Source organism: Rhizobium sp. BK661, from assembly GCF_024808825.1.
GTDB lineage: Bacteria > Pseudomonadota > Alphaproteobacteria > Rhizobiales > Rhizobiaceae > Rhizobium.
The window spans coordinates 1,179,794-1,198,460 of record NZ_JANTYT010000001.1 but is presented as its reverse complement, the minus strand read 5'-3'; the positions used below and the strand labels follow the sequence as shown (position 1 = coordinate 1,198,460).

The following is an 18,667-nucleotide window of genomic DNA, read 5'->3' as shown; positions in this document are numbered from 1 at the left end:
GGGACGCCATAGCCTCGCCAGATTTGCGCAAGACGCCCACGCCCTTTCGCGCTATGAAGGTGACCCTGATCCCGCCCGTCACCTACTGAGGTCCCCACATGGCTTTGAATGTTCTTTTCATTGGCGGCACCGGCCAAATCTCTTACCCGTGCGTCGAGCGCGCCGTTGCCGAGGGTCATCATGTCAGCATCTTCAACCGCGGCCTGAGACAAGACCCCTTGCCTGCAGGCGTGACCTCGATCGTCGGCGAACTTGGGTCGCCGGAATACGCGGAGCTCGCCAAGGCCAACTACGATGTCGTGTGCCAGTTCATCGCCTTCACGCCCGACCAGATTGCGCGCGATATCGAAGTGTTTTCAGGCCATTGCGGCCAGTACATTTTCATCTCCTCGGCCTCGGTCTACGAGAAGCCGGCTCGTCATTACGTGATCACCGAGAAGACGCCGGCGATCAATCCGTACTGGCCCTACAGCCAGGCCAAGATCGCCTGTGAGGAATTGCTCAAGCAATCCGAGAACCTCGCCTGGACGATCGTTCGCCCCAGCCACACCGTCCGCACCGGACTGCCGATCATGATGGGCGATAGCGACGTCATGGCAAGACGCATGCTGGACGGCGACCCCACCATTGTCGCCGGCGATGGCCACACGCCCTGGACGCTGACCCGCTCTGTCGATTTCGCGGTACCTTTCGTCGGACTTTTCGGCAAGCAGGCCGCACTTCGCGAGATCTTCCACATTACGTCCGACCGTGCGCACATCTGGAACGATATCCAAAGGGCGATCGGCAGACTGCTCGGCGTCGAGGCCAAGATCGTTCACGTACCGACCGAGACCCTGATCAAGTATAATCCGGCCTGGGAAGGTCCCCTGATCGGCGACAAGGCCTGGACTGCGATCTTCGACAACTCCAAGGTCAAGAAGGTGGCGGGTGACTTCACCTGTGCCGAAAGTCTGGATGAGATCCTTGCGGAACCGATCATGCACCTGAAGCAGCGCCTCGCCCAAAATCGCCCGCCGAAGGGTGAACTCGATGTTCTGATCGACAGGATTTGCGCCGAGCAGAGTGCTCTTGGCTAGGCTCGTTTGTTGCCTTCCGCCTCTGTAACGTGAAGAGCAGGCCGCAGCGGCATTACCGCAGCGGCCGCTTCACCGCCGCGTCGCTCTCGTAATCCGCCGCCATCCGCATTTCGCGGATCGGGCGCACGAGGTCGATGGAGCGCTGGTAGTCTGGATGCGCCTTGTAGGCTGCAAGCGCGGCTTCATCGTCGAATTCGCCGTAGACCACGAGGTCGACGTCAGTGCCGAGCTGGTCGGTCTTGATGTTGGTTCCGATCTCCAGCAGCCGCGCATGCGGGATCGCCGTCAGGATCGACAGGCCGGCGCGCACCTTTTCCAGTTGCTCCGCGGGCGCTGTGAAGAAGACGATGTGGCGGATCACGCGGAACTCCTGTCAGGGTCTAGCCGAAGACCCGCGCGATAGCACGCGGGAGCCAGCCCTTCAACCGCGCAAGCCATCCCGCCGGCTGTTCGTGGCGGATGGCAGCAAGGAACGTCTTGCCGTAGCCGGCGAGCTTTTCCGCCCTATCGGTGCCATTGACGATGCGGCGGGCATTAACCCAATCATCCGTCGTCTCGTTCAGGTGGTCGGCGAGCTTGTGATTGGCAAAGGAGCCCCGCACCATGCCTTCGATCAGGATCGAAACGGCGGCATCCATCTCCATCGCCCGGTCCGGCTCCGCGACCAGGTCGATGCCTGTCAGTTTGCTCATGGCCTCGTAATTCCGCTTGTGAGTGAGCTGCACCAGGCCGCGGCCAAGCCAGCTCTTGCCGTCCTCGTCAGGGCGCCAGTAAGGCGTCTTCACCCAGGAGAGCTTGCCTGACGCATAGGCGTTCTCCAGGATCTCGATCGCCCGGGCGTCGGTAGCCGCCAGTGTCTCGCGCACCGGCTGCATCGTAAAGGCCGTCTCGTGGTAGGCCGTCGCCAGGATGTAGGCGAGCCAACGCGGATCGGCATCCGGCATCCGCGATTCCCAGAAATCGAGAATCGCCGTCATCCCCTCCACCTGAGGCTGATTAAGCGTTCCCTTGAACAGCGCGTCGCGCACCGTGTCGAAGAAGAAGGGCCTGTCGATGTGGATAACCATAGTAACCGCCTCAAAAAGTGGTACGGCGTTGTACGCCTCAATCGATTAAAATTAATTCAATCGTTTAAAGTGTTTAAGCGCCTGATTTACACGCAGTTTAAGCCGTGCCAGTGATTAACTCACCGTTAAATCAAGCCCTTGGAGGAGAGCATGCAGCAGCCGGCCAACAGCAATCAGCCGACCATTCCCCAGCATGTCGTCGACCAGCTCGAAAACGAATGGCGTCAGGTTCGCCCGGAGCAGCAAGCGCCGCGCCCGGCACAACAGCAACCTCAACGCTAGTCCTTCAGACGCCCCTCACCCGGGGCTCTCCATGTCCCTCCAGCATCAGTGCCGTCAACGCCCAGACCAGCGCGTCCAGCCGGTCTGGCGAACGGCCCGACGAAAGCCCGTCCGGACCAAAGTCGCACATCTGGTCTTCCAGCGCGACAAACCTCCCGGCATGGGCAACCCGCCCCTGCTCGTAGAGTGCCGCGACTGGTTCAGCCCTCAAGTATTTACCGCGCGTCGCGCGCACGGTCGAGACCGGCAGGCTCTCGTCGATACTCCTTAGCATCGATGCCACCATGTCACCGCCCTGGTTGATTTCGGCCACGACCCGGTCCGCCGAAAAGCGCCTGTAGGCGCGGACCACCGCGCTCGCCCAACCGGCCGGGCTTGCGCCCTGAACCGAACAATCGGCAAGCACCACCGCACGCCCCGACGCCTCCAGCCCCGCCACGACAATGCCGCAGCAGGACTGCGCGCCGGCCGCCGCCGGCGGATCGACCGCCACCACGACACGTCTCAACTCTCCAGTGAAGCGGATCGTGGCAGCCTCGATCATCTCGCGCCGCCACAGCGCGTCTTCGCGATCCTCAATCAGTTCACCGTCGAGTTCCTGACGCCCGAGCCGCGTGCCGCCGTAGCGGTGCGCCAGCGCATCGATAAAACCCGGCGCCAGATTGGCCGCATTGGCAAGCGTGCTGATCCGTGTCAGCCGCGTGCCTGCATCAGCGATCAATTCCTTCAGCAGCGGCACCGGCCTCGGCGTCGTCGTCACCAGCTGGCGCGGAAAACTGCCGAGGCGCAGGCCGAACTGCAGCATGTCCCATGTCTCCTGCCCATGCTTCCATTTCGCCAGCTCGTCGCACCAGGCAAAATGAAACTGCGGGCCGCGCAGACTTTCCGGATCCTCGGACGAGAAGATCTGTGCCACCGCGCCATTCGGCCAGACGAGCCTGCGCCGGGAAATCTCGAACTCCGGGCATCCCCGCCGCGCGATTCGGCAGATACCGGAGACACCATCGATCATCACCTCGCGCGCGTCGCCGAGCGTTTCGGCAATCAAGGCGATGCGCAGATCGGAACGCCGTTCCGCGCTCGCCAGCGCATGAATCCATTCGGCCCCTGCCCGCGTCTTGCCGGAGCCGCGCCCACCGAGGATCAGCCAGGTGCGCCAGTCGCCCGCCGGCGGCTGCTGTTCGAGACGGCCGGAAAAACTCCAGAGACCGTCGAGCGGGTTCCAGAGCCCACGCTCGTCGGCAAAGCGAACCAGGGGGTCATCCATGGGCATCCGCTCCGCCGGTCCCGCAGCCCCGTCCAGCCGATCAACCTCGGTCGGACACGAGGGCCCGGAGGTTGCGAGCGGCATCGCCGCTGGGCTCATCTCCGTCGCCAGGGTCGCGCCCTGCTGCACACCGGCCGCCACGACCGTCCGAACCGTTGTCCGTTCCGCTGCGATGAAGGTCATCTCCTTGCCATGCCGTGCCATGGTTTTCTCAAGCCGGCGCCGGAGAGACCGCGACACTTGACCCTTAGCCGGTATCGGCTTGGCGAGCGTCGCCGGCAGCGGCGTCACCTTGACCGGGAGGACCGGTAACCTGCCACTCGGCAAGCAGTTGCCGCGCCCGCTGTTCCGCCAGCTCGTCGATGCGCTCAAGAAACCGCTTCTTCGCATCTTCAAGCCCCATCGCAGCGTCATTCTCTTCCGCGGCCAGCTCGCGGTCGCGCGCGGTCTGCCGCTGCAGCTGATCGACCTTCTCCAGCGTGCGCACGATCAGCGACATCGCATCGGTCGCCGCCTTCAGATCGGCCCGCGCAAGCTTTGCCGCTGCCTCGTCGCCGCCTGAGCAAGTCGCTTCCGCAGCCCGTCGCAATTCGCGGAAAGCGATGAACTGGTCGCGCATCTCCGCCGTCATCTCGTTGAGCAGGACCCGCAGCTCCTCGGCAGGTGAGGCCGGACCGGACTTGATCTCAAGGAAATAGGCCTCAGCCGCCGCCCTCGCCTGGGCGTCATCCGCTTCATGATGCAGCAGATCGCCATAAGCACGTCTCTGCGGCCAGAAGCCGTAAAGCTCTGGTTCGAAACTCTCGATATCGATCATCGGGACCCTCGCTGACGGCTGCCTGGCGGCCAGAAATACAAAAGCCGGGTCGAACGCCCGGCTTGCAGATCCGGAAAGCTTGGGGCCAGCACTTCGCCGCGCCCGCAACTTTCCGACTATGCCATAACCCTATCAAGCGACCGTCACGCCGTCAAGGATTATTTTCCTATCTGCTGAAAATTTTCCGAAAGTACCGGCTGCTTGAGTTTTTCTGATTGGTCTGCCTCCATCAGCATGTGCTAATTTTAACGTCATGAACCAGGAAGAGCTCATTTCCTTTGCGCTCAGCCTGCCGGAGGCGGTGGAGAGCACGCATCATGGCACCCGCGATTTCCGCGTGCGCAGCAAGATATTCCTGACGATGCCGGAGCAGGACTACTGTGTCGTCCGCCTGACGCCGGACCAGCAGCATATGACGTTAGCGGTGGCGCCCGACGATACGGCCGCCGTCCCGGGCGGCTGGGGGCAGCGCGGCTCGACCCGGCTCTTCTACGGCAAGGCGAGCGACGAACTGGTGCAGGATCTGGTACGCAGGTCGTGGCAGAACGCGGCGCCGAAAACGCTGCAAAGACAGTTCGTTATCATCCCCTCCGGCTAAACTGATTCAACGGTAGCCGGTGGCGTCGGCGGGTTTGCCCGCCTCCATCACCTCTTCCATGTAGCGCCAGCAGTCCGGTCTGGAGCCGTCCAGGTCGTCAAAGCCGTAGACCTTCGCAAGCCCGCCGCTCGACAGCGACTGGCCGTTCCAACGCGCGCGTTCCGGATCGGCGGCAAGGGCTGCCACCGCCCGGCCAGTGAAGCGCGGCGTCTCGGAGATGACGAAATGCGGCTGCACTGATGTCGCGTCGCGCCAGTTCTCCTCGGTGACGCTGAAGATATCGAGCATCATTTCCGAACGCATCCAGCCGGGCGTCAACGCCACCGCGGTTGCGCCATGCGGGGCGAGATCCTTGGCGTGCGCCCAGGCCATGCGGATCACGCCCGTCTTGACGAGATCGTAATAGGGGCAGAGGCGGTAGTGGGTCGCGTTGTATTCGGCGGTGCCGTCGGTCAGTTCGACCAGCACCCCTCCGGGACGCTCGATCATCAGCGCCAGCGCAAAATGCGCGGTGATCAGATGCGTGTCGATCGCCAGCCGCAGCATGTGCAGCCCCTTGTCCAGCGAGTGCTCCCAGACCGGCTTGTTCCATTCCGTCAGGTGCTCGCCGCCCCAGATATCGTTGACCAGGATATCGAGCCAACCCTGTTCGCGGCGGATGCGCTCGACCAGCATCTCGACCTCGGCCGGCACGGTATGATCGACGCGAACGGCGATCCCCTCCCCGCCCGCAGCGGTCACCATCTCCGCCGTCTCCTCGATCGTCTCCGGGCGGCCATATTCCGACTGCTGTGCCCGCGTCGTGCGGCCGGTAACGTAGACGGTGGCGCCGGCGGCGCCGAGTTCCACGGCAATGCCGCGACCGGCACCGCGCGTGCCGCCGGCCACGAGGGCAATCTTTCCTGAAAGCACTGCCATTGCTTGTCCTCCACACCAGAGCACGCCACTGGATTTTCACCATTCAGCTTGAATATAAACGAACGTTCGTTCATATTCATCGTGAACGCAAGAGGAAACTTCATGCCGCGCCCCCGCACGCTTTCGGACGAACAGCTTCTCGACATGGTGCTCGGGCTCGTCCATGCGGAAGGCCCCGATGCGGCAAGCTTCGGCGCGGTGGCGAAGATCAGCGGTCTCTCGGGCTCGACGTTGGTGCAGCGCTTCGGCACCAAGGCAGCAATGCTGCGGGCCTGCCTGTTGCGTGCCTGGGACCGGCTGGACATGGAAACGGCCCGGCTGGTCCAGTCTGTTCCCCAAACGCCCGAGGGCGCCATCGACCTGCTCGCCGGACTTTCCAAGGATTACGGCGAGGATGCCGCATCTTACGCGGAAGGCCTGCTCGTCCTTAGGGAGGATCTGCGCGATCCCGCGTTGCGCGCCCGCGGCGCGGCCTGGGGAAAGACACTGGCCACAGCGCTCGACCGATGCCTCGGCGCCCAAGGTAAAACTCGTGTTGGACGGCTGATGCTCTCCCAATGGCAGGGCTGCCTGCTCTGGTGGGGTTTCGAGCCACAGGGCTCGATCGAGGACTATGTGCGCGGCGAGCTAAGGCGATTTCTTAGCTCGCTCACCTAGCTCGGTGCTACTTGGCAGTCTCCGGCGCCTGCGCTTGCACTTCGTCGCCCACCGTCAGCGGCCAATCCACCACGTAATCCTCGAAGTCGTCGACCTTGACCTCGGTTTCGCTGATCGTCCGGCCTCGCGCCGAAATACCGGCGGCATGCACGGTCTCGGGATCGCCCGACACCAGCGGATGCCACCAGTAGAGATCGCGGCCCTCGTTGATCAGCCGGTAACCGCAGGTCGGCGGCAGCCAGGCGATCTCGTCGACGTTTTCCTTGGTGAGCTGGACGCAATCGGGCACGAAGTCCCACCGGTTCTCGTAGGACGAACAGCGACAGCTTTGATCGTCGAGCAGCTTGCAGCGGATCGAGGTGAAGTAGATATCGCCGCTATCCCACTCCTCGAGTTTGTTGAGACAACAGAGGCCACAGCCGTCACATACGCTCTCCCATTCGGCCATCGTCATCTCGGCGAGCGTCTTCGTCTTCCAGAAGGGTATTTCGTCCATCATTCCGTTCTTGCAACAGCTCCGCGCAAAATCGCGTGAGAGCTTCCATTTCTCTTGTTCTTGTCAGGCAAATCAACCAATGATTCACCAAGCTCCGGTTACTCCGGGGCACTGTCGGCAGATTTGCCATAGTCCGGCGTCAGGTTCGTCCGGCGTCGAACTGATCGGGCGGGAATATAAGACGTGACGGATCCGGACAATCCAGAAAAACGGCCGCGCAAGCAACGCCACCTGCTTTTGAAGATCGACTCGTGGATCGATTCGACCATCTGGAACGCCGGTTTCCGCTCCGCCGAGATCTGGGAAGACATCACCATCTTCTTCCGCCGCTTCCGCGTTCGCGGCTGGAAGCGCATCGTCTTCGAACTGGCCGGCGAAGGTCTGACATGGGGCTCCGTCGGCGCCGTGCTGATGCTTGCCCTTGCCCAGCCTGCCTTCGAGGCTACCAAGGAAGATTGGCGCAATCGCGGCGACTACGCCGTTACCTTCCTCGATCGCTATGGCAACGTCATCGGCCATCGCGGCGTCATCCACCAGAATTCCGTGCCGATCGACGAGTTGCCTGACGCGCTGATCAAATCGGTGCTTGCAACCGAGGACCGGCGCTTCTTCGACCATTTCGGCATCGACGTCATCGGCCTCTTCCGTGCGGTTGTGACCAACGCCCAGGCCGGCGAAGTCGTGCAGGGCGGTTCGACGCTCACGCAGCAACTCGCCAAGAACCTGTTCCTTTCCAACGAACGCTCGATCGACCGAAAGATCACCGAAGCCTTCCTGGCGCTGTGGCTCGAAGCCAACCTTTCCAAGAAGGAGATCCTCTCCACCTATCTCGACCGCGCCTATATGGGTGGCGGCACGTTCGGTGCGGCGGCGGCGGCGCAGTTCTATTTTGGCAAGAGCATCACCGACGTCAATCTGGCCGAATCCGCCATGCTCGCCGGCCTGTTCAAGGCGCCGGCCAAATACGCGCCGCACGTCAACCTGCCGGCAGCGCGCGGCCGCGCCAACGAGGTGCTGACCAACCTCGTGCAAAGCGGGTTGATGACCGAGGGCCAGGTGATCGCCGCCCGACGCAACCCGGCGACAGTCGTCGACCGCAACCAGGTGGAATCGCCCGACTTCTTCCTCGACTGGGCCTTCGACGAGGTGATGCGACTATCGCCGCGCTTCCACCAGCATTCGCTCGTCGTTCGGACCACGATCGACATGGGCCTGCAGAGCGCGGCCGAAGATTCCGTCGAGACGTCGCTGCGTGAATATGGCGAGAGCTACCACGCCAAGCAGGGCGCGATGGTCGTGCTCGAGAACGGTGGCGCTGTGCGCGCCATGGTCGGCGGCCGTGATTATGGCGAGAGCCAGTTCAATCGCGCCACCAAGGCGCTGCGCCAGCCGGGCTCGTCGTTCAAGGTCTATACCTATTCGGTGGCGATGGAGAGCGGCATGACGCCGGATACCATCGTCGTCGATGCGCCGATCTACTGGGGCAACTGGAGCCCGCACAACTACGCCAACAAATATGCCGGCCGCGTCACCATCGCGACCGCCATCGCCCAGTCGATCAACACCATTCCGGTGCGGCTTGCCAAGGAGAAGCTCGGAATCCAGCCGATCCGCGCCATGGCGAAGAACCTCGGCGTGGAATCGCCGGTGCGTGACGACGTGACCATCCCGATCGGCACCTCCGAGGTGACCGTGCTCGACCAGGCGACCGCCTATGCCGTCTTCCCGGCAGGCGGCTACCAGTCTCGCCGCCACGGCATCACCCAGGTCCTCGACTACGGCGGCGACGTTCTCTACGACTTCGACCGTGACGAGCCGCCCGCCAAGCGGGTGCTCTCCGAAAAGGCCGATACCTACATGAACCAGATGCTGTCGCGGGTGCCCTATGTCGGCACGGCGCGAAAGGCCGCGCTCGACAACGGCATCCTCACCGCCGGCAAGACCGGCACGACGCAGGCTTATCGTGACGCCTGGTTCATCGGCTATACCGGCAACTACACGGCCGCCGTCTGGTTCGGCAACGACGACTACACCTCGACCAACAAGATGACCGGCGGCTCGCTGCCCGCCATGACCTTCAAGCGCGCCATGGATTATGCCCATCAGGGCATCACGCTTCGGCAGATCCCCGGCACGCAGCCGCTGCCGCCCGACAAGAACGCCAAGACCGTTGCCGCAGCCAAGCCGGAGGAAGGCAGCCCGGCTCCCCTCGTTCGTCCGCGGATGCTCTCGGTCGAGTCAACCCGCATTATCAAGGATCTTGGGCAAGCGCTGAAGACGGCCCCGCCGCTGGCGGCGCAGAAGGTGGCGAGCGCCGACTGAGATCCACTGGCTTGACCTTAGCCGCCGCCGGACAATCCGGAACACGCGTCTTGCGCATTGGGGCCTAGTGTCGGCGTCGCACTTCAATCTGGCGGCGAAAGTGAAGATATGCGATATTCGCGCCCGGGACGGTTGCCAACACTCAGGCAAACGCCAGAGCGAGCATTTCATCGCTAGCCATTGACGTTTCGATGGCGGGTGGGCCTCTCGTCACCCTATGGCGAGCAATCAGAGCTGCATTCACACAACTCAGCATATCCCGCTGTGGCGGCGTCGTGCCGCGCAGTTTCACAAACTCAGATCGTCACAGGCATGAGGGCACCCTTTTGCTGTGAGAAAACAATCGCGATTAGATCAGTGAAACGGAGGGCATCAATCATGAGTAGCACGAGAAACCTTTGCTTTGGTCTGCTGGCTTCCGCGTTGGCGACCGCGCTGGCCCCGCCAGCAGTTGCGCAGCAACAGCAGCCAAAGCCGAACATTGTCGTCATCATGGGTGACGATGTCGGCTGGTTCAACCTAGGCGCCTATCACCGCGGAATCATGTCCGGAAAGACCCCTAACCTCGACAAGCTGGCGTCTGAGGGCATGATGTTCACCGACTATTATGCGGAGGCGAGTTGCACTGCCGGCCGGGCGAGCTTCATCACCGGGGAAATTCCTTTGCGGACCGGCCTGACGACCGTCGGCCAGGCGGGCGCCGATGTCGGCATGCCCGACAAAGCTGCCACCCTGGCCACCGTGCTGAAGGCCGAAGGATACGCTACCGGCCAATTTGGAAAGAACCATCTTGGCGATCTGAACAAGTATCTGCCGACGCTGCATGGCTTCGATGAATTCTTTGGCTACCTCTATCACCTCGATGCGATGTCAGACCCCTATTGGTATTCGTTTCCTAATGACCAATCGTACCGAGATAAATTCGGGCCGCGCAATTTGGTCCACAGCTTTGCAACGGACACTGACGATACAAGCGAGCTGCCCCGTTGGGGCAAGGTCGGCAAGCAGCGGATCATAGACGAGGGTCCCCTCGCACCATATCCCGACATGTCCAACGTCCCGAACATGCATGACATAGTACCCAAGGCCAAGTACGACATGGGCACATTCGACGAAGTGCTGGTCAAGGCTTCGTGCGACTTCATGGACAAGGCCAAGACCGACGGAAAGCCGTTTTTTGTCTGGCACAACACGACGCGCATGCATGTCTGGACCTATCTGTCGCCCAAGTACCAGGCCCTCATGAACAGCGACACCAACTATGGTCTTGAGGAAGCCGGCGTGGCGCAGCTCGACGACAGTGTCGGCGCCCTCATGAAATGTGTCGAAGACGCAGGCCAAGCCGATAACACCATCGTCGTTTTCACGACCGACAATGGGGCGGAGGTCTTTACCTGGCCGGACGGTGGCATGACGCCATTCAAGGGCACCAAAGGCACAGTCATGGAGGGAGGCTTCCGCGCGCCGGCCATCATCCGCTGGACGGGGAAGGTCAAGCCGGGATCAGTCGAGAACGGCATTTTCTCGGCCCTGGATTGGTTTCCGACGCTAGCGGCAGCAGCCGGCAATACCGAGATCACCGACCAGTTGCTCAAGGGTGTGAAGCTCGGCGACAAGACCTACAAGAACCATCTTGATGGCTACAATCAGTTGGACTTGTTGCTGGGCAAATCACCCTCCGCACGACATGAATTCTTCTACTTCGGTGGCCCTGCCCTGGGGGCAGTTCGCCTCGATAACTTCAAGTTCCAGTTCTTCCAACAGCCGCAGGGCTGGCCCGGCGGCAAGGTAACGACTGACATGCCCACCATGGTCAACATCCGTCAGGATCCGTTCGAGCGGACACCATCGATTGGTCAGCAAAGCCTCAATGATCAAGGTGGAGGCTACATGAACGACTTCTTTGCGCGCGAGTTCTGGCGGTTCGTCAGCGTTCAGCAGGAAGTCGCCAAGCTTGCTCTCACGGCGGTCGACTATCCCCCGATGCAGGATCCGGCCTCGTTCAATCTGGATGCTGTAAAGCGGCAGATCGACGCTGCGATCAAAAACAAGCCGGGCAACTGATCGACCCTGCTCAAAAGGACGGGTGGCCCCAATCAGGCTACCCGTCTGTATCCGAGCAGACCGGACGGCATCCGCGAGCACCCATTTCTTGTCAAGGAATTCCTTGGTCGGGCCACAGGCGCGGAACATCAGCTCGAACTTCCTTTTCGGATCAGTCGGGACCCAGTTGGCCTCTTTGCCTTTCGGCGCGCCTAGGGACCAAAATAGAGATCGATGGAACCGTCCGCTTTCCGTGGACAGTCATGTCCGTGTCGTCCACCTCGACGCCGTCGTTCACAAGAAGGATGAGGGCTCGATGGAGGTGGAGATCGCCACTTACCACTTGTTGACTCACCCGCAGTTGAACAATAATTTGCTAACTCAGTCGTTAGGCTTGTCCTCACATGACGGATCAATCTCTTCAGCGTCGCCTTGCCGCCATCGTCGTTGCCGATGTGGTGGGATTTTCACGCCTGATGGAGGCTGATGAAGTCGCAACGCTGGCGAGCCTCAAGGAACTTCGTTCTGGCGTCATCGAGCCGGCGGTGATGCGTAACAACGGTCGCATCTTCAAGGTCATGGGCGACGGATTCCTAATCGAATTCAGTAGCGCGGTGCACGCGGTCGCTGCAGCATTGGAAATGCAGCGGGCCACCTCTGCTGTTTCCGGTGACCGGCGCTTGCTTTTGCGTGTAGGCGTCAATCTGGGAGATGTCGTTGACGACGGTTCAGACGTCCTCGGCGACGGCGTCAATGTCGCGGCGCGCCTCGAGACGCAGGCCGCACCGGGAGGTATCTGCATTTCAGCCAACGTTCACGGCGAGATTGTCGGCAAGATCGGCGATCGGTTCTTTGATGGAGGCGAACGCTACCTGAAGAACCTGACCCGCCCGGTCCACGTGTGGCATTGGCCGGATGCGCTGCAGAGCATGTTGCCGCTGCCCGAGTGTCCCTCGATCGCTGTATTGCCTTTCACGAATACGAGTGGGGATGAAGCGGACGCGCCTTTCGTCGACGGCTTGACCGAAGACCTCATCATCGACCTTTCCCGTACGGCTGGCCTGTTCGTCATCGCGCGCAATTCCGTGAACGGCTACAAGGGCAAGCCGGTTGATGTACGGTTGGTCGCCCAGGAGCTCGGCGTCCGCTACATCCTTGAGGGGAGCGCCAGACGTGCAATGGGCCGTGTCCGTATCAATGCCAAATTGATCGACGCGCTTGGCGGCCAGCAATTGTGGGCCGACCGGTTTGACAGGACGGTGGAAGATGTTTTCGAACTACAGGATGAAGTTAACGCCAAGATTGTTGAAGCCCTCGTCGGCCGGCTGACCATCCCGGCGCAGCGTAATCGGCCGAAGAACTTTGAGGCCTACGATCTATGCGTGCGCGCCCGCCGCCTGACGGAAGAATCGCCGCAAACCGAGCGTGAGGCCTATATGCTGCTCCAACGCGCGGTTGAGCTCGAGCCATCATATGCTGAGGCCCTCGGCCTGCTCGCCTATAACCGTTGGCTTGCCTGGACTCATTTCGGCGAGCCCGAAGATCCTAACCGTCGGATGGCGGCGACGTTCGCACAGGAGGCGGTCGAACTAGATCCCAACGATGCCGGCTGCCGTTACGTTCTGGGGACCATTTTGGCTTATGAGCAGCGATGGGAAGAATCGGAGGCCGCCTTCGCCAAGGCCCTGGAGCTGGACCCCAACCACGCCGACACCTGGGCCGCCATGTCGGACGTGTCCGTGCTGGACGGCAGGGTTGCCGACGGACTAGCGCAGATCGAAAAAGCTCTGCGGCTCAATCCCCATCCAACCTGCTGGTATCTCTGTCATCTCGGGCAGGCGCAATACGCCGCGCGTGACTATGAGGCGGCAGCCGCTACACTCCGCAGGGAAGACACGTATCGTACCAACTCACGCAAATTCCTGGCTGCGACGCTTGCGCAGTTGGGCCACCGTGAAGAGGCGCGACGAGAAGCAGAATTGTTCCTGATCGCCCACCCTCATTTCACGATCAGCCATTGGCTCAACTCCCAGCCGCTACGCGATGCATCTGTACGAGACCACTTTGTCGACGGCTTCCGAAGGGCCGGCCTGCCGGAACGGTGACAACAGGTGGCCCGAACGGGCCGCCCGTCAGCGCTCTTGGGTCTGCGCATGCATTACCGCAAAGCATCCGGCAGGCGTTGGCAAAACTTCGGCGGAAAGGGCGCCGCCTCAGGGAACGCCCGTCGCTGCCCGCTTCTCCAGTGCCTTTCTGATCGCCGTATGGCTGCTCTCATTTCGCTGCACCATCAGCGACGTTGCCGCTGCGCTTGCCTTGTCGGGATGGCCCGCGTCAAACGGGGGTGAAGGATCATATTCGATCCCCAGCTGAATGGCCTGGGCGACCTCGGGCCCGGCGACTTCCGCAACGACACTGAAAGCGAAATCGATCCCCGCCGTGACACCGCCTGAGGTGACAACGTTGCCATCGCGCACAATACGCCCTTCTTCGTGGATCGCGCCGACCAGTGGAAGCAGGTCGACATAGGCCCAATGCGTCGTCGCCCGCCGCCCCTCCAGCAATCCGGCTGCGCCGAGCAGAAAGGCGCCGGTGCAGACCGACGTTACGTAGGTTGCCTGCCTCCCCTGCCGCCCAACGAAATCGACCAGTTCGGAATCCGCAAGCGCCTCCATGACGCCGGAGCCACCCGGCACGCAAAGCAAGTCGAGCGCGGGGCAAGTCTCAAATGTGTCGGTCGGCAAGAAAGCAAGACCGCGATCACTCGAAATCGGCTGCAAGGTCTTTGCGACAACGTGGGCCTTAACGTCAGGGAATTTGCTTGGGACTGAAAGCGAGGGCGGAGTTCCGAGCCTGCTCAAGACCTCGAACGGCCCGGTGAAGTCAAGCTGCGTAATCCCGGGAAAGATCACGAAGCCGAGGTTGAAATCGGACATGCTGCATTCTCCCCCCATAGGCACATACAATGGCGATCATAGCACTCTACACACGCCTGCAACCGCGGAGAATTAACCGCTCCCCAGCCATGACATTTGGTGCGCCAGGGCAACCGCGCCCACGCCAGACCGTTCGAAGAGGGCCCGACACTCACCGCCACGGTCGGGCGGCCCCGTCTGTGTTAGACCCGCGCACAGGAGATGAAGAGACCAAGTCCCCATTTTGCGAACCTGAATCCATTGGTCATGCATCCATCCTCCAAGCGAGGTGAGCCATCCGCATGCCTTGAACGACACTATTTGTCCACGCGGACGACATCCGCCAGTACCCATTTCTTGTCAAAGAACTCCTTGGTCGGGCCATAGGCGCGGAACATCAGCTCGAACCTCCTTTTCGGATCCGTCGGGACCCAGTTCGCCTCTTTGCCTTTCGGCGCCTTGGGACCAAAATAGAGATCGATGGAACCGTTGCCGTTCTTGGCAAGCTCGGGAATTTGCGACGAGCGGCTGGCACGCGACACGTTCTTGATCAAGGCGTGCGTCTGCCGGTCATAGGCCGTCACCGACCAGTACTGCTGAACAGGGACATGCGGCGGGACGTTCAGCCGATAGGTGGCGCGACCGTCGAACTCGCGGCCATCCTTGTCGCGGATCGAGATCGAATAGAATTGCCCCGCGCCAAGCCGTTTGAGACCGATATAGGCGTAGCTGTAGGCGACGCCGCGATGATCGACCGGATAGGCATTTTCCTCGTCGAAGCCACGTCCGCCCGCCTGGATCAGGTCCGGATAGGTTGGAAAGGTCCAGCGGCTCTTGTCGCTGAAGAACGGTGGAAATCCGGCATCATACTTTGCTTCGAGCAGCAACTGCGCGTCCTTCATGCCCTTGCTCAGCAGCGATTTCATATGCTGATCCGGTTCGAACGGTTTGCCCTTCTCGATACCGAGGGATTTCAGCTGGTCGATCATCACGCGATCGCGCACGATCCATGGTTCTTCCTGAACGACGCGGTTGAGGTTCTCGAAGAAGCTCGTATCCCATTTGATCGTGGAATCGAACAGAACATCCTTTACGTCGCTGAAGACCGTTTCCGGCGGATTGCCGGAGGCCGACAGCGGATAGATTTTCAGCTTCTTGCCATATTCGATTGAAGCCTGAACATCCGCATCGGCGTGGCTCGGAAGGTTGGAGCGAAGCAGCATGTAGCCGCCGTCCACCTCAGACTGAAGCGGAATGAACCCGTCCGGAAGCTTTTCCTTGTAGCCCGGCGGCAGCACCACGAACTTCCCGCCCTTGCCCTTGTCGATGCCGAGCAGGCCGGCATCCTCCAAAGGCAACTGCCATGCCGTAACGATGTTGGCGTTGAAGGATGCTTTGGCCTCCGCAGGCGGCAGATCCAGAACCACCGGGCCATCCTTGGTGGTGAAGAACACCATGAAGTAGAGCGCGTCCGGATTGGGGGTCAGGGTCTGGTTCCGCCAATCCAGCGGGCGACCCCAGTAGATGACCTGGCCCACCTTCCCCGGTGTCTTGGCCAGCATTTCCTGGCGCATCAGGTCATAGTTGACCACAGGCATACCCCAGACGACCGCCTGCACGGCCTTTCGCTCGATCTCCCTGTCGAACACCTGCTGCGTGGTTCGGTCCGCTGCAATGGCAGGAACCCCAAGCAGCAACAGGCACAGCAACGCGACGAATCTCATGGCGTCATTCCTCCAGCACATGTTGCGGGTGACGGATGTTGCCATCTATCCCCGCGCGGTCGTGACGACCCGATCAGCTATTGCATTGCCTTTGGGAACTGCCACTTTCCGTCCAGGATATCGGCGCTCGGCCGATACAGGCGAACCATGTAGTTCCAGCCTTCTGTTATCGGCAGGCAGTTGGCGGTCTTTCCGTCACATCCGCCGAACTGAACATGCACGGAGCCGTCATCGTCCTTCTTGGCGGTGACATTGTTGAGCGTGTAGGCGTTCAGCTTGTTCGGCTGGTAATAGCCTTTCTCGTTGTAGACGCTGATGGACCAGAATCCTTCAACTGGCACATCCTTGACCTCGAGCTTGTAGATGGTTTTGCCGTCGTTCTTCTCGGGCGTGACATTGAGATAGGTCGCATCCTTCTGTGGATTTCCGCCCCAGGCCGAAGCTGCGCCGATAAGGCGTCGAACCGGGTCAACGTCTTCCTTCGTCCCAAACATCCGGTTTGTGTCAGGCAGCGTGGCAGCCAGTTCCAGCAGCGCCTTTCTCACTTTCGTCTGGCTTGCCTGATCCCAATGGGGAACCTCGAAACTGCCAGGTGACTTCTGTTCCACCTTGATCGCGTCCTGGAGGGCATGCGCCTGTTTTACGTCTTCGGCGTCATGCGGATTTACAAGCGTCCGAACGGCGACAACCACATATCGCGTTCCGATCTTGTCCTTGACGAGGGTGTAACTCCCCGGTTCGTAAATGACATCATGCGTGTACTGATCTTCATCGATGACCTGCATCGACATGAAGCGCTTGCCGGCGCCCGGAAGTGTTACCGTTACTGGCCCGGCACCGAGATCGAAGACAGCGGCCGAATAGAGCGTGTCGCGGTTTGTCCGGATGACGAGCTGATGATCGATCGGACTGAGTTCGCGATGATGCTTGAACTTTGCGAAACCGTCGTCCTTGACGATGTTCCCGAAATAGAGATCAGATTCAGCCCGCGGGAAGTTGTCGGGCGTCACCGGAACGGCGTCCTTGGTAGCGGCCTGCGCGAGAACGCCGTTGGTGCCCAGCACCAAAAGCAACGCCGTGATGACTGCCTGCTGCCCCATATGTCAGTTCCTCCATTGGTTCTTCACTCGGAGCAAGCCTTCCACCGAGATAAGGGAATTGGAAGTACGTTACGGTAAATTCGACGCAACAACCTCAAGGGACCATTCAGCCACGCCGCGCAAGGGCAGCCCGCCAGTTCGTTTTGGCTGGGATATGCCGCCCCGTTCCGCCTGCGGCATTCCGCATAGCTAGAATCAGTGGTAACCCTTTCAACTGATTTGTTTCTCAAGGGCGCATAGTGTTTCGGTTTCCTCTCTTCATAGCGATGACGCTGATTATCGCCTTTGGTGGCGGGATCATGATTTCGCTCTACGCGCTGAACGCGACGGCCGGTTTCGGCGCGATCAAGCTCGGCGCCTGGGAGGCTTTTCCCGAACTGCAAACAGAAAGCGCCGACCCCTATGCGAAGTCGCACCGGGCGCGTGCCGGGCGCCTGCTTTATGGAAATGCCGAAGGCCTGATGTTCACCGCCAAGGTCGACGATAACGGCGACCGGCTGAACGCCGCCTGCAGCTACCGCATTACGGGACAGACGCCGCCCGCCCGTATCTGGACGCTGTTTACTGCCGACAACAGCGGCAACCCGGCGTCGCTGCGACCTGGGCTTCCGGGTGCGATGAATTCCTGGACGGTACTGCGGCAGGCCGACAGCAGCTTTACGGTCGAGATATCAGCGCATGCGCGCCCTGGAAACTGGCTGGCGCTGCCGGCCGCGGGCACCTTCCAACTCGTCCTGACCCTGTTCGATACCCCGACCGCCGGCAGCTCCGGTGTCATCGACCTTGCGATGCCCAAGCTAGAGAAGACCGGGTGCGGTAATGCTTAGGATCTTGTTCGCCATCCTTGCGGGACTTTTCGGGGCGGCGCTGCTGCACCTGGTGATCATCCTGTCACTGCCGCACTTTACCGGCAAGGACGCCGCGACCCGCGTCGCCTCCGAGGGCGACCTCGACAAGTTCTACCTGCTTGGCGCCACCGATGACGCCGCGGGCCTTTCCAACGACGATCCCTTTGTCCGCACCGCCGTCTGCTCGTTCGACATCGAGGAGGCGCCGGTTCGGCTGACCGCCAGAGGCAACGTGCCGTTCTGGTCGATCGCACTCTATGATGGCGCGTCGAACGAGGTCTTCAGTATGAATGACAGGACGTCGGTGGGAGGCGCGCTCGATATTCTGATCGGAACGCCGATCCAGCTGACCGAGCTTCGCAAGGCTTTGCCGCCGGATCTGCAAAAGACCATTCTCGTGGAAAGCCCTCGCTCAGAGGGCTATGCGGTGTTGAGGACGTTGGCGCCCCAGACGAGCTTCGATGCAGCCGCGCGCAACTTCCTCGCGGAGGCCGGCTGCGACGAATATGCCGGCTCCTCGAACTGAAGCAATCT

18 protein-coding genes and 1 pseudogene are annotated in these 18,667 nt (G+C 61.2%); 9 read left to right on the top strand and 10 right to left on the bottom strand.

Going from position 1 to position 18,667, the window contains the following annotated elements:
* Positions 1 to 98: 98 nt before the first annotated feature.
* A complete protein-coding gene (locus FHX16_RS05855) occupies positions 99 to 1,079 on the top strand; it encodes an SDR family oxidoreductase (RefSeq protein WP_259126775.1) in 981 nt (326 codons plus the stop codon).
* Between the two features lie 52 nt (positions 1,080 to 1,131).
* Here the strand turns inward: FHX16_RS05855 and FHX16_RS05850 are convergent, their stop codons facing one another.
* Positions 1,132 to 1,440 carry a Dabb family protein gene (locus FHX16_RS05850; RefSeq protein WP_183859602.1) on the bottom strand — a complete coding sequence of 103 codons (309 nt, stop codon included), beginning with the start codon at positions 1,438 to 1,440 and terminating at the stop codon, positions 1,132 to 1,134.
* Positions 1,441 to 1,459: 19 nt separating this feature from the next.
* Positions 1,460 to 2,146: a glycoside hydrolase family 19 protein gene (locus tag FHX16_RS05845; protein ID WP_183859604.1), complete on the bottom strand. Its 687-nt coding sequence runs from the start codon at positions 2,144 to 2,146 to the stop codon at positions 1,460 to 1,462.
* 150 nt (positions 2,147 to 2,296) lie between these two features.
* Between FHX16_RS05845 and FHX16_RS05840 the strand changes: the two genes are divergently transcribed.
* Positions 2,297 to 2,428: a hypothetical protein gene (locus FHX16_RS05840; RefSeq protein WP_259126774.1), complete on the top strand. Its 132-nt coding sequence runs from the start codon at positions 2,297 to 2,299 to the stop codon at positions 2,426 to 2,428.
* A 4-nt stretch (positions 2,429 to 2,432) separates the two neighbouring features.
* On the opposite strand, the gene FHX16_RS05835 is transcribed toward FHX16_RS05840, so the two are convergent.
* Both FHX16_RS05835 and FHX16_RS05830 read right to left on the bottom strand, forming a co-directional pair.
* Positions 2,433 to 3,899 (bottom strand): DNA-packaging protein, encoded by a 1,467-nt coding sequence (locus FHX16_RS05835; RefSeq protein WP_183859606.1) that lies wholly within the window; start codon positions 3,897 to 3,899, stop codon positions 2,433 to 2,435.
* A 43-nt stretch (positions 3,900 to 3,942) separates the two neighbouring features.
* A complete protein-coding gene (locus FHX16_RS05830; protein WP_183859608.1) occupies positions 3,943 to 4,512 on the bottom strand; it encodes a hypothetical protein in 570 nt (189 codons plus the stop codon).
* Between the two features lie 253 nt (positions 4,513 to 4,765).
* Between FHX16_RS05830 and FHX16_RS05825 the strand changes: the two genes are divergently transcribed.
* Positions 4,766 to 5,110, top strand: a complete 345-nt coding sequence (locus FHX16_RS05825) for an MmcQ/YjbR family DNA-binding protein (protein WP_183859610.1) — start codon at positions 4,766 to 4,768, stop codon at positions 5,108 to 5,110.
* Between the two features lie 6 nt (positions 5,111 to 5,116).
* Here FHX16_RS05825 and FHX16_RS05820 read toward each other — a convergent pair whose 3' ends face one another.
* Positions 5,117 to 6,028, bottom strand: coding sequence for an SDR family oxidoreductase (locus FHX16_RS05820; protein ID WP_259126772.1), 912 nt, complete (start codon positions 6,026 to 6,028; stop codon positions 5,117 to 5,119).
* A gap of 102 nt (positions 6,029 to 6,130) precedes the next feature.
* On the opposite strand from FHX16_RS05820, the gene FHX16_RS05815 reads away from it, so the two are divergent.
* Entirely contained in the window at positions 6,131 to 6,685 is a 555-nt protein-coding gene (locus FHX16_RS05815; protein ID WP_183859630.1) for a TetR family transcriptional regulator, read from the top strand.
* 7 nt (positions 6,686 to 6,692) lie between these two features.
* Here FHX16_RS05815 and FHX16_RS05810 read toward each other — a convergent pair whose 3' ends face one another.
* On the bottom strand, positions 6,693 to 7,181 hold the full coding sequence (locus FHX16_RS05810; protein ID WP_183860723.1) for a YcgN family cysteine cluster protein: 489 nt from the start codon (positions 7,179 to 7,181) through the stop codon (positions 6,693 to 6,695).
* Between the two features lie 183 nt (positions 7,182 to 7,364).
* On the opposite strand from FHX16_RS05810, the gene FHX16_RS05805 reads away from it, so the two are divergent.
* Together FHX16_RS05805 and FHX16_RS05800 are read left to right on the top strand one after the other, a co-directional pair.
* A complete protein-coding gene (locus FHX16_RS05805) occupies positions 7,365 to 9,503 on the top strand; it encodes a transglycosylase domain-containing protein (protein ID WP_183859632.1) in 2,139 nt (712 codons plus the stop codon).
* A gap of 378 nt (positions 9,504 to 9,881) precedes the next feature.
* The gene (locus tag FHX16_RS05800; protein ID WP_183859634.1) at positions 9,882 to 11,567 is read left to right on the top strand and encodes an arylsulfatase; all 1,686 of its coding nucleotides are present in this window, start codon (positions 9,882 to 9,884) and stop codon (positions 11,565 to 11,567) included.
* Positions 11,568 to 11,624: 57 nt separating this feature from the next.
* Here FHX16_RS05800 and FHX16_RS05795 read toward each other — a convergent pair.
* A pseudogene (locus FHX16_RS05795) lies at positions 11,625 to 11,800 on the bottom strand (DUF1214 domain-containing protein); the annotation flags it as partial.
* Between the two features lie 150 nt (positions 11,801 to 11,950).
* Here FHX16_RS05795 and FHX16_RS05790 point away from each other — a divergent pair.
* A complete protein-coding gene (locus FHX16_RS05790; RefSeq protein ID WP_183859636.1) occupies positions 11,951 to 13,651 on the top strand; it encodes an adenylate/guanylate cyclase domain-containing protein in 1,701 nt (566 codons plus the stop codon).
* Positions 13,652 to 13,759: 108 nt separating this feature from the next.
* On the opposite strand, the gene FHX16_RS05785 is transcribed toward FHX16_RS05790, so the two are convergent.
* The 3 genes from FHX16_RS05785 to FHX16_RS05775 all read right to left on the bottom strand — a co-directional run bounded on the left by FHX16_RS05785 (position 13,760) and on the right by FHX16_RS05775 (position 17,285).
* On the bottom strand, positions 13,760 to 14,482 hold the full coding sequence (locus FHX16_RS05785; RefSeq protein ID WP_183859638.1) for a DJ-1/PfpI family protein: 723 nt from the start codon (positions 14,480 to 14,482) through the stop codon (positions 13,760 to 13,762).
* 296 nt (positions 14,483 to 14,778) lie between these two features.
* The gene (locus FHX16_RS05780; protein ID WP_183859640.1) at positions 14,779 to 16,185 is read right to left on the bottom strand and encodes a DUF1254 domain-containing protein; all 1,407 of its coding nucleotides are present in this window, start codon (positions 16,183 to 16,185) and stop codon (positions 14,779 to 14,781) included.
* 77 nt (positions 16,186 to 16,262) lie between these two features.
* Positions 16,263 to 17,285, bottom strand: coding sequence for a DUF1254 domain-containing protein (locus FHX16_RS05775; RefSeq protein ID WP_259126768.1), 1,023 nt, complete (start codon positions 17,283 to 17,285; stop codon positions 16,263 to 16,265).
* Between the two features lie 239 nt (positions 17,286 to 17,524).
* Between FHX16_RS05775 and FHX16_RS05770 the strand changes: the two genes are divergently transcribed.
* Together FHX16_RS05770 and FHX16_RS05765 are read left to right on the top strand one after the other, a co-directional pair.
* Complete coding sequence (locus FHX16_RS05770; RefSeq protein WP_183751860.1) at positions 17,525 to 18,112, top strand: DUF1214 domain-containing protein; 588 nt, start codon at positions 17,525 to 17,527, stop codon at positions 18,110 to 18,112.
* Positions 18,105 to 18,659, top strand: a complete 555-nt coding sequence (locus FHX16_RS05765) for a DUF1254 domain-containing protein (protein WP_016553271.1) — start codon at positions 18,105 to 18,107, stop codon at positions 18,657 to 18,659. The genes FHX16_RS05770 and FHX16_RS05765 overlap by 8 nt, the downstream gene beginning before the upstream one ends.
* The last annotated feature ends 8 nt before the right edge of the window (positions 18,660 to 18,667 follow it).

Coding starts and splice junctions, on each gene's coding strand:
- FHX16_RS05855 (WP_259126775.1), top strand. CDS start 99: ATGGCTTTGAATGTTCTTTTCATTGGCGGCACCGGCCAAATCTCTTAC.
- FHX16_RS05845 (WP_183859604.1), bottom strand. CDS start 2,146: ATGGTTATCCACATCGACAGGCCCTTCTTCTTCGACACGGTGCGCGAC.
- FHX16_RS05840 (WP_259126774.1), top strand. CDS start 2,297: ATGCAGCAGCCGGCCAACAGCAATCAGCCGACCATTCCCCAGCATGTC.
- FHX16_RS05835 (WP_183859606.1), bottom strand. CDS start 3,899: ATGGCACGGCATGGCAAGGAGATGACCTTCATCGCAGCGGAACGGACA.
- FHX16_RS05830 (WP_183859608.1), bottom strand. CDS start 4,512: ATGATCGATATCGAGAGTTTCGAACCAGAGCTTTACGGCTTCTGGCCG.
- FHX16_RS05825 (WP_183859610.1), top strand. CDS start 4,766: ATGAACCAGGAAGAGCTCATTTCCTTTGCGCTCAGCCTGCCGGAGGCG.
- FHX16_RS05820 (WP_259126772.1), bottom strand. CDS start 6,028: ATGGCAGTGCTTTCAGGAAAGATTGCCCTCGTGGCCGGCGGCACGCGC.
- FHX16_RS05815 (WP_183859630.1), top strand. CDS start 6,131: ATGCCGCGCCCCCGCACGCTTTCGGACGAACAGCTTCTCGACATGGTG.
- FHX16_RS05810 (WP_183860723.1), bottom strand. CDS start 7,181: ATGGACGAAATACCCTTCTGGAAGACGAAGACGCTCGCCGAGATGACG.
- FHX16_RS05800 (WP_183859634.1), top strand. CDS start 9,882: ATGAGTAGCACGAGAAACCTTTGCTTTGGTCTGCTGGCTTCCGCGTTG.
- FHX16_RS05790 (WP_183859636.1), top strand. CDS start 11,951: ATGACGGATCAATCTCTTCAGCGTCGCCTTGCCGCCATCGTCGTTGCC.
- FHX16_RS05785 (WP_183859638.1), bottom strand. CDS start 14,482: ATGTCCGATTTCAACCTCGGCTTCGTGATCTTTCCCGGGATTACGCAG.
- FHX16_RS05780 (WP_183859640.1), bottom strand. CDS start 16,185: ATGAGATTCGTCGCGTTGCTGTGCCTGTTGCTGCTTGGGGTTCCTGCC.
- FHX16_RS05775 (WP_259126768.1), bottom strand. CDS start 17,285: ATGGGGCAGCAGGCAGTCATCACGGCGTTGCTTTTGGTGCTGGGCACC.
- FHX16_RS05765 (WP_016553271.1), top strand. CDS start 18,105: ATGCTTAGGATCTTGTTCGCCATCCTTGCGGGACTTTTCGGGGCGGCG.